Annotated in this window: 14 protein-coding genes; 11 read left to right on the forward strand and 3 right to left on the reverse strand. The window is 63.3% G+C overall.

The window, feature by feature from the left end; translation table 11 throughout:
• Nucleotides 1-46 precede the first annotated feature (46 nt).
• Nucleotides 47-733 (reverse strand): DUF1134 domain-containing protein, encoded by a 687-nt coding sequence (locus tag RBJ75_RS27795; RefSeq protein ID WP_044408800.1) that lies wholly within the window; start codon nt 731-733, stop codon nt 47-49.
• A 111-nt stretch (nt 734-844) separates the two neighbouring features.
• Here RBJ75_RS27795 and RBJ75_RS27800 point away from each other — a divergent pair, with 111 nt between their 5' ends.
• Nucleotides 845-1339 carry a YHS domain-containing (seleno)protein gene (locus RBJ75_RS27800; protein ID WP_044408803.1) on the forward strand — a complete coding sequence of 165 codons (495 nt, stop codon included), beginning with the start codon at nt 845-847 and terminating at the stop codon, nt 1337-1339.
• Nucleotides 1340-1342: 3 nt separating this feature from the next.
• Here RBJ75_RS27800 and RBJ75_RS27805 read toward each other — a convergent pair whose 3' ends face one another.
• Nucleotides 1343-2176: a 3'(2'),5'-bisphosphate nucleotidase CysQ gene (locus tag RBJ75_RS27805; RefSeq protein ID WP_044408806.1), complete on the reverse strand. Its 834-nt coding sequence runs from the start codon at nt 2174-2176 to the stop codon at nt 1343-1345.
• A gap of 132 nt (nt 2177-2308) precedes the next feature.
• On the opposite strand from RBJ75_RS27805, the gene chpT reads away from it, so the two are divergent.
• The 6 genes from chpT to RBJ75_RS27835 all read left to right on the forward strand — a co-directional run bounded on the left by chpT (nt 2309) and on the right by RBJ75_RS27835 (nt 8975).
• The gene (gene chpT, locus RBJ75_RS27810) at nt 2309-2974 is read left to right on the forward strand and encodes a histidine phosphotransferase ChpT (protein ID WP_044408809.1); all 666 of its coding nucleotides are present in this window, start codon (nt 2309-2311) and stop codon (nt 2972-2974) included.
• 184 nt (nt 2975-3158) lie between these two features.
• Nucleotides 3159-5939 carry a hybrid sensor histidine kinase/response regulator gene (locus RBJ75_RS27815; protein WP_044408812.1) on the forward strand — a complete coding sequence of 927 codons (2781 nt, stop codon included), beginning with the start codon at nt 3159-3161 and terminating at the stop codon, nt 5937-5939.
• Nucleotides 5936-6421 carry a chemotaxis protein CheW gene (locus RBJ75_RS27820; protein WP_044408815.1) on the forward strand — a complete coding sequence of 162 codons (486 nt, stop codon included), beginning with the start codon at nt 5936-5938 and terminating at the stop codon, nt 6419-6421. The genes RBJ75_RS27815 and RBJ75_RS27820 overlap by 4 nt, the downstream gene beginning before the upstream one ends.
• A 73-nt stretch (nt 6422-6494) precedes the next feature.
• Complete coding sequence (locus tag RBJ75_RS27825) at nt 6495-6860, forward strand: PleD family two-component system response regulator (protein WP_044408818.1); 366 nt, start codon at nt 6495-6497, stop codon at nt 6858-6860.
• Between the two features lie 85 nt (nt 6861-6945).
• Nucleotides 6946-8106 (forward strand): chemotaxis response regulator protein-glutamate methylesterase, encoded by a 1161-nt coding sequence (locus RBJ75_RS27830; RefSeq protein ID WP_276156819.1) that lies wholly within the window; start codon nt 6946-6948, stop codon nt 8104-8106.
• Entirely contained in the window at nt 8103-8975 is an 873-nt protein-coding gene (locus tag RBJ75_RS27835; RefSeq protein WP_044414656.1) for a CheR family methyltransferase, read from the forward strand. The genes RBJ75_RS27830 and RBJ75_RS27835 overlap by 4 nt, the downstream gene beginning before the upstream one ends.
• A 142-nt stretch (nt 8976-9117) precedes the next feature.
• On the opposite strand, the gene ctrA is transcribed toward RBJ75_RS27835, so the two are convergent.
• On the reverse strand, nt 9118-9819 hold the full coding sequence (gene ctrA / locus RBJ75_RS27840; protein WP_044414657.1) for a response regulator transcription factor CtrA: 702 nt from the start codon (nt 9817-9819) through the stop codon (nt 9118-9120).
• Nucleotides 9820-10189: 370 nt separating this feature from the next.
• Here ctrA and fliI point away from each other — a divergent pair, with 370 nt between their 5' ends.
• From fliI to RBJ75_RS27860, 4 genes are all read left to right on the forward strand, one after another.
• On the forward strand, nt 10190-11515 hold the full coding sequence (gene fliI, locus RBJ75_RS27845) for a flagellar protein export ATPase FliI (RefSeq protein ID WP_044414658.1): 1326 nt from the start codon (nt 10190-10192) through the stop codon (nt 11513-11515).
• A 108-nt stretch (nt 11516-11623) separates the two neighbouring features.
• Nucleotides 11624-12043: a flagellar export protein FliJ gene (fliJ, locus tag RBJ75_RS27850; protein ID WP_044414659.1), complete on the forward strand. Its 420-nt coding sequence runs from the start codon at nt 11624-11626 to the stop codon at nt 12041-12043.
• Nucleotides 12044-12254: 211 nt separating this feature from the next.
• On the forward strand, nt 12255-12803 hold the full coding sequence (locus RBJ75_RS27855; protein WP_044414660.1) for a sigma-70 family RNA polymerase sigma factor: 549 nt from the start codon (nt 12255-12257) through the stop codon (nt 12801-12803).
• Nucleotides 12803-13684, forward strand: a complete 882-nt coding sequence (locus tag RBJ75_RS27860; RefSeq protein WP_044414661.1) for an anti-sigma factor domain-containing protein — start codon at nt 12803-12805, stop codon at nt 13682-13684. The genes RBJ75_RS27855 and RBJ75_RS27860 overlap by 1 nt, the downstream gene beginning before the upstream one ends.
• Nucleotides 13685-13876 lie beyond the last annotated feature (192 nt).

Raw genomic sequence — 13876 nt, forward strand, 5'->3', positions numbered from 1 at the left:
CGTTAACGTGAATCCGTAACCAGTCCCGGCGCCCGGCCGGGGCCGGTCAGAACGGGTTCCAGGTCGCCTTCGGGGTGTATTTCAGATAGCCGATATTGGCGCCCAGCCGCAGCCCGATGCCGGAGCGGATCGGCACCAGCACGATATTGTTCGCGGTCAGCGCGGTCATGCCGAAGCCGCCGACGATATAGGCGGAGCCTTCGATGCCGGCGAAGCGCTGATAGATCGCGTTGGTCGACGGCAGATTATACACCAACGTCATGCTCCTGGCACCGTCGCCGCCCCAGTCGAAGCCGACCGACGGGCCCTGCCAATACACCCGCAGATCGCCGGCATTCTTGGTGTAGAGCGTGCCTTCGCCGTAGCGCAGCCCGGCGACAAAGGCGCCCGAGCCTTCCTCGCCCAGGATATATCCGTTCGGCAGGCCCCATTGGCTGACCGCGCGCTCGATCACCGAGGCGAGCCCCCTGGAGACATTGCCGAAGAAGCGGTGGCCGGCATTGGTCAATTCGTCTGGCCGATAGGTGCCCTGGCTCTGCGCCGTGCGCACCGGCGCAGGCTGCTGCCGAGGCCGATAGGGCTGCTGCTGCGGCTGGTATGGCGGTTGGTATTGCGGTTGAGGCTGATATTGCGATTGCGGCTGATAGGGCGGCTGGCCTTGCTGCGCTGCTGCAGGCGCGATCAAGGCCACCGCGGCGAGCGTCCGCGCTGCGAGGCGTAAAGCGAAGCTCATGAAATGTACCCCTGGGTATTGAAATGGTCGCGCCGGCTTTAACCGGATGCTGACCGGCATCCGTTACGCTGCGTCGATCGTCCCTCGACTCGAGCGTTATCGGCATCAACTATGACGGCACAACGGCAGGAAAGAAAAGGCTGGCGCCCAACAATGGCCCTGATCTGGTTGCTGGCGGCCACGGCTCCGGCGATGGTGGCGCAGGCTGCGACCACCGAACGGGTGGTGGTCAATCGCCATACCGGGCTGGCGATCGGCGGCTTCGACCCGGTAGCTTATTTTACCGATCACGAAGCCACAATGGGCGACGGCCAATTTGAAGCTTCGGCGCGCGGCGCGGTGTGGCGCTTCCGCAATGCCGACAATCGCGCCTTTTTTCTTGCCCGTCCCGACATTTACGCCCCGCAATTCGGCGGCTATGACCCGGTCGATGTGGCCCGCGGCGTGACCGTTGCGGGCAATGCGCTGGTCTGGCTGGTGGTCGGCCAGCGGCTCTATCTGTTCGGGCGCGAGCAAAGCCGCGATGCCTTCGCGGCGGACCCGGAGCGGTATCTGCGCGCGGCGGCCCGGCAATGGCCGCTGTTGCTCTCGACGCTGGCGGAATAGCGGTCAGGGCACCGCATTCGGATCGCCCCAGGCGACAAATTCCGGCACAATGAATTTCTCGCCCGGCTCGTCGAAGCGCAGCGCGGCGCCCTTGCTGTCGGTCACCCGGCCGCCGGCCGCGGTGACAATAGCGTGCCCGGCGGCGATATCCCATTCGCAGGTCGGCGCCAGACGGGGGTAGATATCCGCCCGGCCTTCCGCGACCCGGCAGAATTTCAACGCGGAACCCATCATCTGTCGTACCGCGCCCGGCCTGCCGTCGATAAAGGCGATGGTTCGGTCGTCGAGATGCAACCGGCTGATGGCAACGATCCAGTCATGGCCGGCGGCGGGAAGCGGCCTGACATGGACCGGCTCCGTCGCATAGGTCGCGCCGTCGGCGTGGATGGTTAGCCGCTCGGCACCATTGCCCACCAGCCCGCGCCAGGCCAGGCCCAAAGCGGGCGCGCCGACGATGCCAAGCAGCGGCTTGCCATCGGTGACCAGCGCCAGATTGACGGTGAACTCGTTGCGGCCGGCGACGAACTCCTTGGTGCCGTCCAGCGGGTCGATCAGAAAAAAGCTGCCCGAGCCGGGCCGGCCGAGCGCGGCGCGTTCCTCGGACAGCGCCGGAACGCCCGGCATCAGACGCGCCAGCCCCTCGGCGATGATCCGGTCGGACAGCAGATCCGCCTCGGTGACCGGTGAGCCGTCGGGCTTGCCCTCGACCGCCATCGCGTTGCGGTCGACTTTGAGCGTGGCAGCGCCAGCGCGCAGCACCAGCTCCGTGAGCGGGTCCATCAACGCCGCCGCTTGGTCGCGACCGATCTGTGGTCCGGGCAAATTCGCCTTATTCATGAACGTTGTCTTCCCTAAGATGCCCCGACCGGTAGCCGATGTGTTGGCAGCACAACCGCTCGCAGTGTATCAAGCCAACGAGCATGGCTGATTCGTCCCGCCCGAGCCGAGCGGCTTTCGAGGAACATATGAATGTCTGACATTGCCTCTCCCGCCCAAACCCCCGCTCAGGTTCCTGCGCCCGACGCGCTCGAGCTTGCCGCGCTTTTGTGTTCGCGGGTTTGTCATGATCTCATCAGTCCGGTTGGCGCAATCGTCAATGGACTTGAGGTGCTCGATGACAGTCCGAAGCAGGAAGATCGTGAATTTGCCCTCGATCTGATTCGAAAGAGCGCCAAGACGGCGTCGGCTCGGTTGCAATTCTGCCGGCTTGCGTTCGGCGCGGCGGGCTCGGCCGGCGCGCAGATCGACCTCGGCGATGCACAGAACATGGCGCGCGGCCATCTCGAGGACGAAAAGACCAAGATCACCTGGAATTTGCCGCGCATCCTGCTGCCCAAGAACCGGGTCAAGCTGCTGCTCAATATGATGGTGATCGCGCAGCAGACGATTCCGCGCGGCGGCCTGCTGACGGTCGATTCCGTTGGCGAGGGCGAGGCGATTGGCTTCCGGGTCACCGCGTCCGGGTTGAACGCACGCGCGCCGCAGAACATCATCGATCTGCTGAGCCCCGGCCACAACGGGGCGGTGGAATCCCATGCGGTTCAGCCCTACTACACCAAGCTGCTGGCGCAGTCCTGCGGGTTGAACGTAGTACTTGCTCCCGAAGGCGAGACCGTCGTCGTCAGCGCGTCCTGACCCACCGGATCATGGTTAACCGTGCGTTAATTCTCCCTGTTAAGGGAGAAACCGATCTCTATTGTCTGATCGGATGCGGCTCGACCGAAATACTCAACCAATATTAAACGCTTTCCGCACACAGTGACCGCAATGTTTTGAGCGTGACGAGTTTCACGCGTCACTGCGATCGAAGGCGTGTGTCATGGACGATCTCTTGCGGGAATTTCTGACTGAGACGAATGAGAGCTTGGACACGGTTGACAATCAACTGGTCCGGTTTGAGCAGGATCCGAACAACGCAAAGATCTTGGACAATATTTTCCGGCTTGTTCACACCATCAAGGGAACGTGCGGATTCCTGGGTCTGCCACGCCTCGAAGCGCTGGCTCATGCGGCGGAAACGCTGATGGGCAAGTTCCGGGACGGCATGCCGGTGACCGGTGAGGCGGTGAGCTCGATCCTGGCCACGATCGACCGGATCAAGGAAATCCTGGGTGGCCTGGAAGCCACGGAGACGGAACCTGAAGGGGTCGACGCCGATCTGATCGACGAGTTGCAGCTGCTGGTGGAACGCGGCATGGCGGCGATGACGCACACTGAAGCTGTAGCTGAGCTCGAACCTGAACCCGAAGCAAAGCCGGATGCTGTGACGGCGGCGGTTGCCGACCCCCATGCGGTGCCGCAGATTTTAGAACGGGAATTGCGTCCTGGCGAAGTATCGCTGGATGAGCTGGAGCGGGCGTTCCAGGAGACCGCGACGGAAGTCGTAACTCCCCCGATCGCCCCGGCGACCGCGCCGGTTGCCGAGGCCGAAGCGGCGACAGCGCCGATCGCGGCCGAGCCCAAAGCCGCCGTCAAGCTGGTGAAGCCCGCGGCGAAAAAGACGGCCGTCGAAATCGAGACGCCGGAAGGCGACCGGGTCGCCAACCAGTCGATCCGCGTCAATGTCGACACGCTCGAGCATCTGATGACGATGGTGTCGGAGCTGGTTCTGACCCGCAATCAGCTTCTGGAAATCAGCCGTCGCCACGAGGATACCGAGTTCAAGGTGCCGTTGCAGCGGCTCTCGACGGTGACGGCCGAGCTGCAGGACGGCGTGATGAAGACGCGGATGCAGCCGATCGGCAATGCCTGGCAGAAATTGCCGCGGATCGTGCGCGATCTGGCTGGCGAACTTGGCAAGCATATCGAACTGGAGATGCACGGCGCCGACACCGAGCTAGATCGTCAGGTGCTGGATCTGATCAAGGATCCGCTGACCCATATGGTGCGCAACTCCGCCGATCACGGCCTGGAGACCCCCGCCGAGCGCGCCGCCTCCGGCAAGCCGGAGCAGGGCACGATCCGGCTGTCGGCCTATCACGAAGGCGGCCACATCATCATCTGCATCGCCGATAACGGCCGCGGGCTCGACACCGACCGGATCAAGGCCAAGGCGGTGGCCAATGGCCTGGCTTCGGAAGCCGACATCGAAAAGATGACGGAAGCGCAGATCCACAAATTCATCTTCGCGCCCGGCTTCTCGACCGCAGCGGCGGTGACCAGCGTGTCGGGCCGCGGCGTCGGCATGGATGTGGTGCGCACCAACATCGACCAGATCGGTGGCACCATCGAGATCAAGTCGGTGGCGGGCGAGGGCTCCAGCGTCACTATCAAAATTCCGCTGACGCTGGCGATCGTGTCGGCGCTGATCGTGGAGGCCGGCGGTGACCGGTTTGCGATTCCGCAGCTCGCGGTGGTCGAGCTGGTGCGGGCGCGGGCCAATTCGGAACATCGCATCGAGCGCATCAAGGATACGCCGGTGCTGCGGCTGCGCGACAAGCTGCTGCCGTTGATGCACCTGAAGAAGCTGTTGGAAATCGACGACGGCGCTGCGCTGTCCGACCCGGAGAACGGCTTCATCGTGGTGACCCAGGTCGGCAGCCAGACCTTCGGCATCGTGGTCGACGGCGTATTCCACACCGAGGAAATCGTCGTCAAGCCGATGTCGACGAAGCTACGCCATATCGGGATGTTCTCCGGCAACACCATTCTGGGTGACGGCGCGGTGATCATGATCGTCGATCCGAACGGCATCGCGCAGGCGCTCGGCACCTCGGTCGCGGCCCAGCACGACATGTCCGAGCAGAACGCGGCGGCGCGCGGCGGCAATGTGGAGCAGCTGACGTCGCTTCTGGTGTTCCGCGCCGGATCGCCGCAGCCCAAGGCGGTGCCGCTGTCGCTGGTGACGCGCCTTGAGGAGATCGCGTCCGATAAGATCGAGTTCTCCAACGGTCGCCACATGGTGCAATATCGCGATCAGCTGATGCCGCTGGTGCTGATGGATGGCGTCAGCGTCGCGACCTCGGGGGTGCAGCCGATCCTGGTGTTCGCCGACGACGATCGCACCATGGGCCTGGCGGTCGACGAGATCGTCGATATCGTCGAGGAGCATCTCACCATTCAGGTTGGTTCGAGCCGCGAGGGTGTGCTGGGGTCGGCGGTGATCAAGGCGCTCGCGACCGAAGTGATCGACGTCGGTCACTTCCTGCCGATGGCATTCGCCGATTGGTTCAGCCGCAAGGAAATGAAGCAGTCGACCACCGCGCAGTCGATCCTGTTGGTCGACGACTCGGCGTTCTTCCGCAACATGTTGGGCCCGGTGCTGAAGGCGGCCGGCTACAAGGTGCGGCTGGCGACCAGCGCGGTCGAGGGGCTGGGCTTGCTGCGCAGCGGAGGCCGCTACGACGTTGTTCTGACCGACATCGAGATGCCGGAGATGAACGGTTTCGAGTTCGCCGAGGCGATCCGGGCCGACACCAAGTTGGCGACGACGCCGATCATCGCGATCTCGTCGCTCGTCAGCCCGGCGGCGATCGAGCGCGGCCGCCAGGCAGGCTTCCATGACTACGTTGCCAAATTCGATCGCCCTGGGCTGATTGCGGCGCTGAAGGAACAGACGGCCCAACAGGCAATGGCCTCCGAGCTGGAGCAGGCGGCATGAAAGACGCAACCATGATCAACATCATCGACAATGTCGGCGGCGGCTCCACCCAATACGCCACCGCGATGATCGGCGGACAATTGTTTGGGTTGCCGATCAGCCGTGTGCAGGACGTGTTCATGCCCGAGCGGCTGACGCGGGTGCCGCTGGCGCCGGATGACGTCGCGGGCGTGCTCAACCTGCGCGGCCGGATCGTCACCGCGATCGACATGCGGACCCGATTGGGACTGCCGAAAGCGACCGACGGCAAGCCGCCGATGGCGATGGGCGTCGATCTGCGCGGTGAATCCTACGGCCTGTTGATCGACGCGATCGGCGAGGTGCTGACGCTCCCCGACTCCGGCCGCGAGGTCAATCCGGTCAATCTCGATCCGCGCATGGCCAACATGTCCGACGGCGTCCACCGCCTCGACGGACAGCTCATGGTCGTGCTCGACGTTGATCGCGTCCTCGACATCGGAACCGCGAGATTGGCGGCGTGATGCGTCATTGTGGTCATGGCGATCGAACTGCACGCGTCCATGCGGGCGCGTACAAACCCAATAGGGGCGGAATATGAAGACATGTCTGGTCGTTGACGATTCAAGCGTCATCCGAAAAGTCGCTCGGCGGATTTTGGAAGGTCTGGATTTCGAGATCGTCGAAGCCGAGGACGGCGAAAAGGCGCTGGAGGTCTGCAAGCGCGGATTGCCCGACGCCGTGTTGCTGGACTGGAACATGCCGGTGATGGACGGCTATGAATTCCTGCGCAATCTGCGTCGGATGCCCGGCGGCGATCAGCCCAAGGTGGTGTTCTGCACCACCGAGAACGACGTCGCCCACATCGCGCGCGCGCTGCACGCCGGTGCCAACGAATATATCATGAAGCCGTTCGACAAGGACATCGTCACGGCGAAGTTCCAAGAAGTCGGCCTGATCTGATCCCTGCATCGATCCGGAATCCGCAACCGCCTTCGCGTCGTTCGACGCGTAGCGCGGTCATGACTTGCTGTTGCGTTGGTGTATCATGAGTATAGCTTTGGCCCGTGAATCGACGGTTAGTCCGACGCAGTTCGAGCCATTGCGGGTCATGGTCGTCGATGACTCGGTGGTGATTCGCGGGCTGATTTCGCGCTGGATCGAAGCCGAGCCGGACATGGTGGTGGCGGCGTCGCTGCGGACCGGGCTGGACGCGGTGAACCAGGTCGAACGCATCAAGCCGGACGTCGCGGTGCTCGATATCGAGATGCCGGAGCTCGACGGCATCGCCGCGCTGCCGCAGCTGTTGGCCAAGAAGCGCGATCTGATCGTGATCATGGCCTCGACCCTGACCCGCCGCAATGCGGAGATCAGCTTCAAGGCGTTGTCACTCGGCGCTGCCGACTACATTCCGAAGCCGGAAAGCACCCGCGAGCCCGCCGCCGCCGACATCTTCAAACATGACCTGCTGCAGAAGATCCGCAGCCTCGGCGTGAGGGTCCGCCGCAAGGTCTCGGCCGCAACCACCGCGACGGCGGTCGCTGCCCGGGTCCGCGACACCAGCCCGGTCGTGCCGCACCCGGTCGCCTCGGCTCCGCTGGTGCGCCGGTCATTCGGTGCGATCGCGCCCCGCGTGCTGCTGATCGGCTCGTCGACCGGCGGGCCGCAGGCGCTGATGACGCTGGTCGCCGAGCTCGGCAGTCTGATCGATCGGGTCCCGGTGCTGATCACCCAGCACATGCCGCCGACCTTCACGACGATTCTCGCCGAGCACCTGGCGCGAACCAGCAAGCGGCCGGCGCATGAGGGCGTCGAAGGCGAGGTCATCAAGGCCGGCCAGATCTATCTGGCGCCCGGCGGATGCCATATGCGCGTCGCCCGTCAGGGCGCCAATGCGGTGATCGCCCTCGACAACGGGCCGCCGGTGAATTTCTGCAAACCCGCGGTCGATCCCTTGTTCATGTCGGCGATCGATTACTGGCAGGGCGCGATCCTGGCCGTGTTGCTGACCGGCATGGGCTCCGACGGCATGCGTGGCGGCAAGGACATCGTCGCCGCCGGTGGAAGTGTCATTGCCCAGGATGAGGCCTCGAGCGTGGTCTGGGGCATGCCCGGCGCCGCCGCCAATGCCGGCATCTGTGCGGCGATCCTGCCGCTGAATCAGATCGGGGCGAAGCTTGTCCGGGTGTTTTCGGGGGATCGCACATGATGCCTCTCGATTACGACTATTTGCGCAAACTGCTGAAGGAGCGCTCCGGTCTCGATCTGTCGGTCGACAAGCAATATCTCGTCGAAAGCCGGCTGCTGCCGCTGGCACGCCGCCTTGGCCTCGCCGGGCTGCCCGAGCTGGTGCAGAAATTGAAGGGCAACGCCGAGGCGATCATCGCGGATGTGGTCGAGGCGATGACCACCAATGAAACCTTCTTCTTCCGCGATAAGCTGCCATTCGATCATCTGACCGAAGAGATGCTGCCGGCGCTGCTGGAGGCCCGCGCGGCGCGGCGGTCGTTGCGGATCTGGTGCGCGGCGTCCTCGACCGGGCAGGAACCGTATTCGATCGCGATGTGCCTGAAGGAAGCAGGCGCCGCGCTGAACGGATGGCGGGTCGAGATCGTCGCCACCGACCTGTCGCAGGCGGTGCTGGAGAAGTCCAAATCCGGCCTGTTCAGCCAGTTCGAGGTGCAGCGCGGCCTGCCGATCAATCTGTTGATGAAATATTTCAAGCAGGTCGGTGATATCTGGGAGATCAGCCCGGAGCTCCGCGCCATGGTGCAGCACCGCCAGCTCAATCTGCTGCAGGATTTTTCCCAGCTCGGCACCTTCGACCTGATCTTCTGCCGCAACGTGCTGATCTATTTCGATCAGCGGACCAAGAGCGCGATCTTCAACAGGCTGGCGCAACGGCTAGAAAGCGACGGCTATCTGGCGCTCGGCGCCGCCGAAACCGTGGTCGGACTGACCGACGCGTTCAAGCCGCACGCCTCGCGGCGCGGGATCTATCGGCCGAACCTGGTGCGCGCCCCGGCGCTGGTGCCGGTGATGCGGCCGGCGCTGCAGCTCGCCGCGCGCGCGGGCTGAGCGGGCCTGCGATCGCCACCACAGGCGACGATCACCAACGCCATCGCACTTCACAACAAAAACCCCGCCGTTGCCGGCGGGGTTGGAGTTTGGAGGCGAGAGCCGGGCAGGCTCTCCATGGAACTTGTCTGGACGAAATTCGTCAGGCCGGGATGCGGACTTCTTCTTCGTGCGGCTCGCGCAGCACGTAGCCGCGGCCCCACACCGTTTCGATGAAGTTGCGGCCGTCGGAGGCGTTGGCGAGCTTCTTGCGCAGCTTGCAGATGAAGACGTCGATGATCTTCAGCTCGGGCTCGTCCATGCCGCCGTAAAGATGGTTGAGGAACATTTCCTTGGTGAGCGTCGTGCCCTTGCGCAGCGAGAGCAGCTCCAGCATCTGATATTCCTTGCCGGTCAGATGCACGCGCTGGCCGCCGACCTCGACGGTCTTGGTGTCGAGATTGACCACCAGATCGCCGGTCTGGATGACCGATTGGGCGTGGCCCTTGGAGCGGCGCACGATCGCATGAATGCGGGCGACCAGCTCGTCCTTGTGGAATGGCTTGGTCATGTAGTCGTCGGCGCCGACGCCGAGACCTTTGACCTTGTCCTCGATGCCGGCGAGGCCGGAGAGGATCAGAATTGGGGTCTTGATCTTCGAGACACGCAACTGCTTGAGAACGTCGTAGCCGGACATGTCCGGCAGGTTCAGATCGAGCAGAATGATGTCGTAATCGTAGAGTTTACCGAGATCGACGCCCTCTTCCCCGAGGTCGGTCGTGTAGACATTGAAACTCTCGGATTTGAGCATCAACTCGATCGACTGCGCGGTGGCGCTATCATCTTCTATCAGCAAAACGCGCATGCCAGTCCCCTAATAGTCGCCGCTCCGGGCGTCAGGCGTCCGCACTACCGGCGGCACTGGAAACGCCTCTGAACAACTGATTCGGATCCTGACCTCATATGGTTAACAAAACCTGATTCACGTCCGCAAGCTCTATCCGTGCTTTTTTCCACGAATCGACCTAAGATATTGCGTCGAAGCAGTTTTTTGCCACCTTATTCGTTCAGGTTCCACATTAAGAGGCGGGCCTAACCGACTCTCACGATTCGCACCTTCGTTCTGATGGGCGAACGCTTTCAGCCACCAAAGACAGTGACGTAATGATTAACGATGCGGGTAAACACGAAGTTAAGACCCGCTCGACACAACGAGGAAACTTAAGGGTTTCACCATGAAAGCGCTGGCGGAGCAGATTGGCGACATCGACGGCGTCAACATTTACGGCCGGGTCGTCGGCGTCCGCGGTCTGATGGTGGAAATCGCCGGGCCGATCCATGCGATGTCGGTCGGCGCGCGGATCGTGGTCGAGACCGGCGGCGATCGTGTCATTCCCTGCGAGGTGATCGGCTTCACCGGCAACAATGCGGTGGTGATGCCGTTCGCCGGCCTTGATGGCGTTCGGCGCGGCTGTCGCGCGGTGATCGCCAATGCGGCGGCGCAGGTGCGGCCGTCGCCATCATGGCTCGGCCGGGTGCTCAACGCGATGGGGGAGCCGATCGACGGCAAGGGGCCGCTGACCCAGGGGGCCTCGCCGATGTCGTTTCGCAATTCGCCGCCGCCGGCGCATTCGCGCAAGCGGGTCGGCGTGCCGCTTGATCTCGGCGTGCGCGCGCTCAATACGTTTCTGACCTGCTGCAAGGGGCAGCGGATGGGCATTTTCGCCGGGTCCGGCGTCGGCAAATCGGTGCTGCTATCGATGCTAGCGCGTAATGTCGATGCCGACGTCTCGGTGATCGGCTTGGTCGGCGAGCGCGGCCGCGAGGTCCAGGAGTTCCTGCAGGACGATCTCGGCGAGGAAGGCATGGCGCGCTCGGTCGTGGTGGTGGCGACCTCCGACGAGCCGGCGCTGATGCGGCGACAGGCGGCCTATCTGACGCTGGCGATCTCCGAATATTTTCGCGACGAAGGCAAGGACGTCATGTGCATGATGGATTCGGTGACGCGTTTCGCCATGGCCCAGCGCGAGATCGGTCTGTCGGCCGGCGAGCCGCCCACTGCCAAGGGCTACACGCCGACGGTGTTCACCGAGTTGCCGAAACTGCTGGAGCGCGCCGGGCCGGGGCTGGGCGAGGGGACCATCACCGGAATCTTCACGGTGCTGGTCGACGGCGATGACCACAATGAGCCGGTGGCCGACGCGGTTCGCGGCATCCTCGACGGCCACATCGTGATGGAGCGCGCGATCGCCGAACGCGGGCGCTATCCTGCAATCAATGTGTTGAAATCGGTGTCCCGGACGATGCCGAAGGCGTGCGATCCCGCCTATCTGCCGACCATCAGGCGAGCGCGGCAGATCATGGGCACCTATGCGGACATGGAAGAACTGATCCGGCTGGGTGCCTACCGTCCCGGTTCCAGCGCCGAGGTCGACGAGTCCATCCGGTTGCATGAACCGCTGCAGAATTTTCTGCGACAGGGCAAGGACGAGGCTACCGCCTTGCAGGCCGGCTATGCACAGCTCGAGCAAATCCTCGGCAGTTTAGAAACGGAAAGCTAACTTTGTCCGGCCATTATCCTTGTCACATGAGTCGGTTGGCCGGCTGGACCCTTTCGGGAGGCCGGTATTGTCCCGCGTTGATTTGGGACTTCTGGGGAGTACGAGTCGATGAAGTCACGTGAAACGTTGATCCGGCTGAAGAAGTTCCAGGTCGACGAAAAGCGCCGACGTGTCGCGCAGATCGAAGGCATGATCGCGGATTTTCAGCGGATGTCGGTCGATCTGGAACGCGAGATCCAGATCGAGCAGGAACGCGCGGGCATCAACGATCCCACGCATTTTGCCTATCCGACCTATGCCAAGGCGGCGATTCAGCGCCGCGAGAACCTGACCCGCTCGGCCGATGAACTGCGCATCCAGCTCGAGGATGCCAGGTCGTTGCTTTCCGAGGCCTTCGACGAGCTGAAGAAGGTCGAGCTGCTTGACGAACGCGATCAGGCGCGCGAGCGCGCCGAGGAAAGCGCCCGCGAGCAGGCCGATCTCGACAGCATCGGCCTGATGCGCGCTCGGATCGGGGTCGTCGCCTGACCGACGACAGGTGGGTCCGCGATCTCGCCTCATCCGAAAGTTCAAACATTACAACCCGGGCTCGATTGGCCCGGGTTTTTCATGATCAGTATCAACAACCTCTGCCCGCAACATGGTGGATTGTCCGCGCGCAGGATATGCTACGGATCACATGCGGCCGCAGGGCCTGGATAGAGTGGCGGTGGGGCATCGCCTAGTTTGGGGACGTCGAATGCTGACGCCGGCTGAGTTGGTCTGGCTGATTGCCGCCGTTGCGAAGGGCGATCAGGCCGCGTTCGAGCGATTGTATGTCGCCACGCGCGCGAAACTTTTCGGAGTGGTGCTGCGTATCTTGCGGCGACAGGATCTCGCGGAGGAGGTCATCCAGGAAGCCTACGTCAAGATCTGGAACAACGCCGGACAATTCAATCCCGGCCTAGCCTCGCCAATTACCTGGATGACGTCGATCGCGCGCAATCGGGCGATCGACGTGGTGCGCAAGCGCGGCGAAGTGTCGATCGAGGAGGAGCCGTCCGCGATGGATGTCGCGGCCGACACGCCCGATCCATTGGCTCGTCGGGAAATGACGGAAGAGTTGAAGCGCCTGCTTGAATGCGTCGGGCATTTGCAGCCGGACCGGCAGAAACTCGTCCTGCTTGCTTACTACAATGGCTGGAGCCGCGAACAGCTCGCGGCGAAATTCGATACGCCCGTCAATACGGTCAAGACATGGTTGCGCCGCAGCCTGTTGGACATCCGGGAGTGTTTGGGATTGGTATGATGGCCGACAGCGAAGACCATACCGCGCTCGCCGCGGAATACGCACTCGGCACGCTCGATGCCGAGGAGCGGGCGCAGGTCGAGGCGCTGATATCCGCCGATGCAGATTTCGCGGCGGTGGTTGAGGCTTGGAAACTCAAGCTCGCTCCGCTGAATCAGATGGTCGGATCGGTCGAGCCGCGCGCTGAAGTGTGGGATCGGATCAAGGCCGCGATCGGCATGTCCGAGGCGCCGATCGCTGCGACCGCGGCTGCCGCGTCGCCGTCGATGCCGCCCGCTTCATCGCCGAACGAGGCGGCGCCCGTCGCCGAGCCCGGCCTCAGTCCGGAATCGATGCGGGTGGTGAGGTTTGCAAAGCAGACCTATGTCTGGAAGCGGGTGGCCGGGTTATCGATGGCGGTGGCGGCGTCGCTGCTGGCGATCATTGGGGTTCAGCTCTATCAGCCCGATTTGCTGCCCGACCCGCTGCGTCCAGCGGTGCGCACCCGGACCGTGGAAGTGCAAGCACCGCCTGCCGCGACGCCGGCGCAATTTGTCGCCGTGCTGCAAAAGGACGGAAGTTCGCCGGCCTTTATCCTCACGGTCGACGCCGCGACCAGGAATTTCACGGTACGCAGGGTGGCGGCGCCGCCGGAGCCGGGCAGGAGCTACGAATTGTGGCTGGTATCTGACAAGCTGCAAAAGCCGCGATCGCTGGGCGTGATCGGCAGCAAGGAGTTTGTTACTCGGCCGGAATTGTCCGCTTATGACTCTGCGATCGTCAATCAGGCGACCTACGCGGTGACGATCGAACCGGAAGGTGGATCGCCCACCGGCGTCGCGACCGGCCCGATCGTGTATACCGGAAAGCTGATCGAGAACGTGCCGACCGCGCCGCGGTGAGCCAGGTGCCGCGTTGGGGCCATGAGCCTCTTGAGCCTCGAGCCGTCGTGTTCAAAAGAAAACCACCCAAAAGAAAAACGCCCGTGGGGAGCGGGCGTTTTTCATGGTCGGGTCACCGGGGCAGTGAAGGCGACCGTATACTCACGAAGAAACAGCCGGGGCTGAAGACTGTCTCGCCTCGTGAATTCGAAA

It is taken from the genome of Rhodopseudomonas sp. BAL398 (assembly GCF_033001325.1).
Lineage (GTDB): Bacteria > Pseudomonadota > Alphaproteobacteria > Rhizobiales > Xanthobacteraceae > JARJEH01.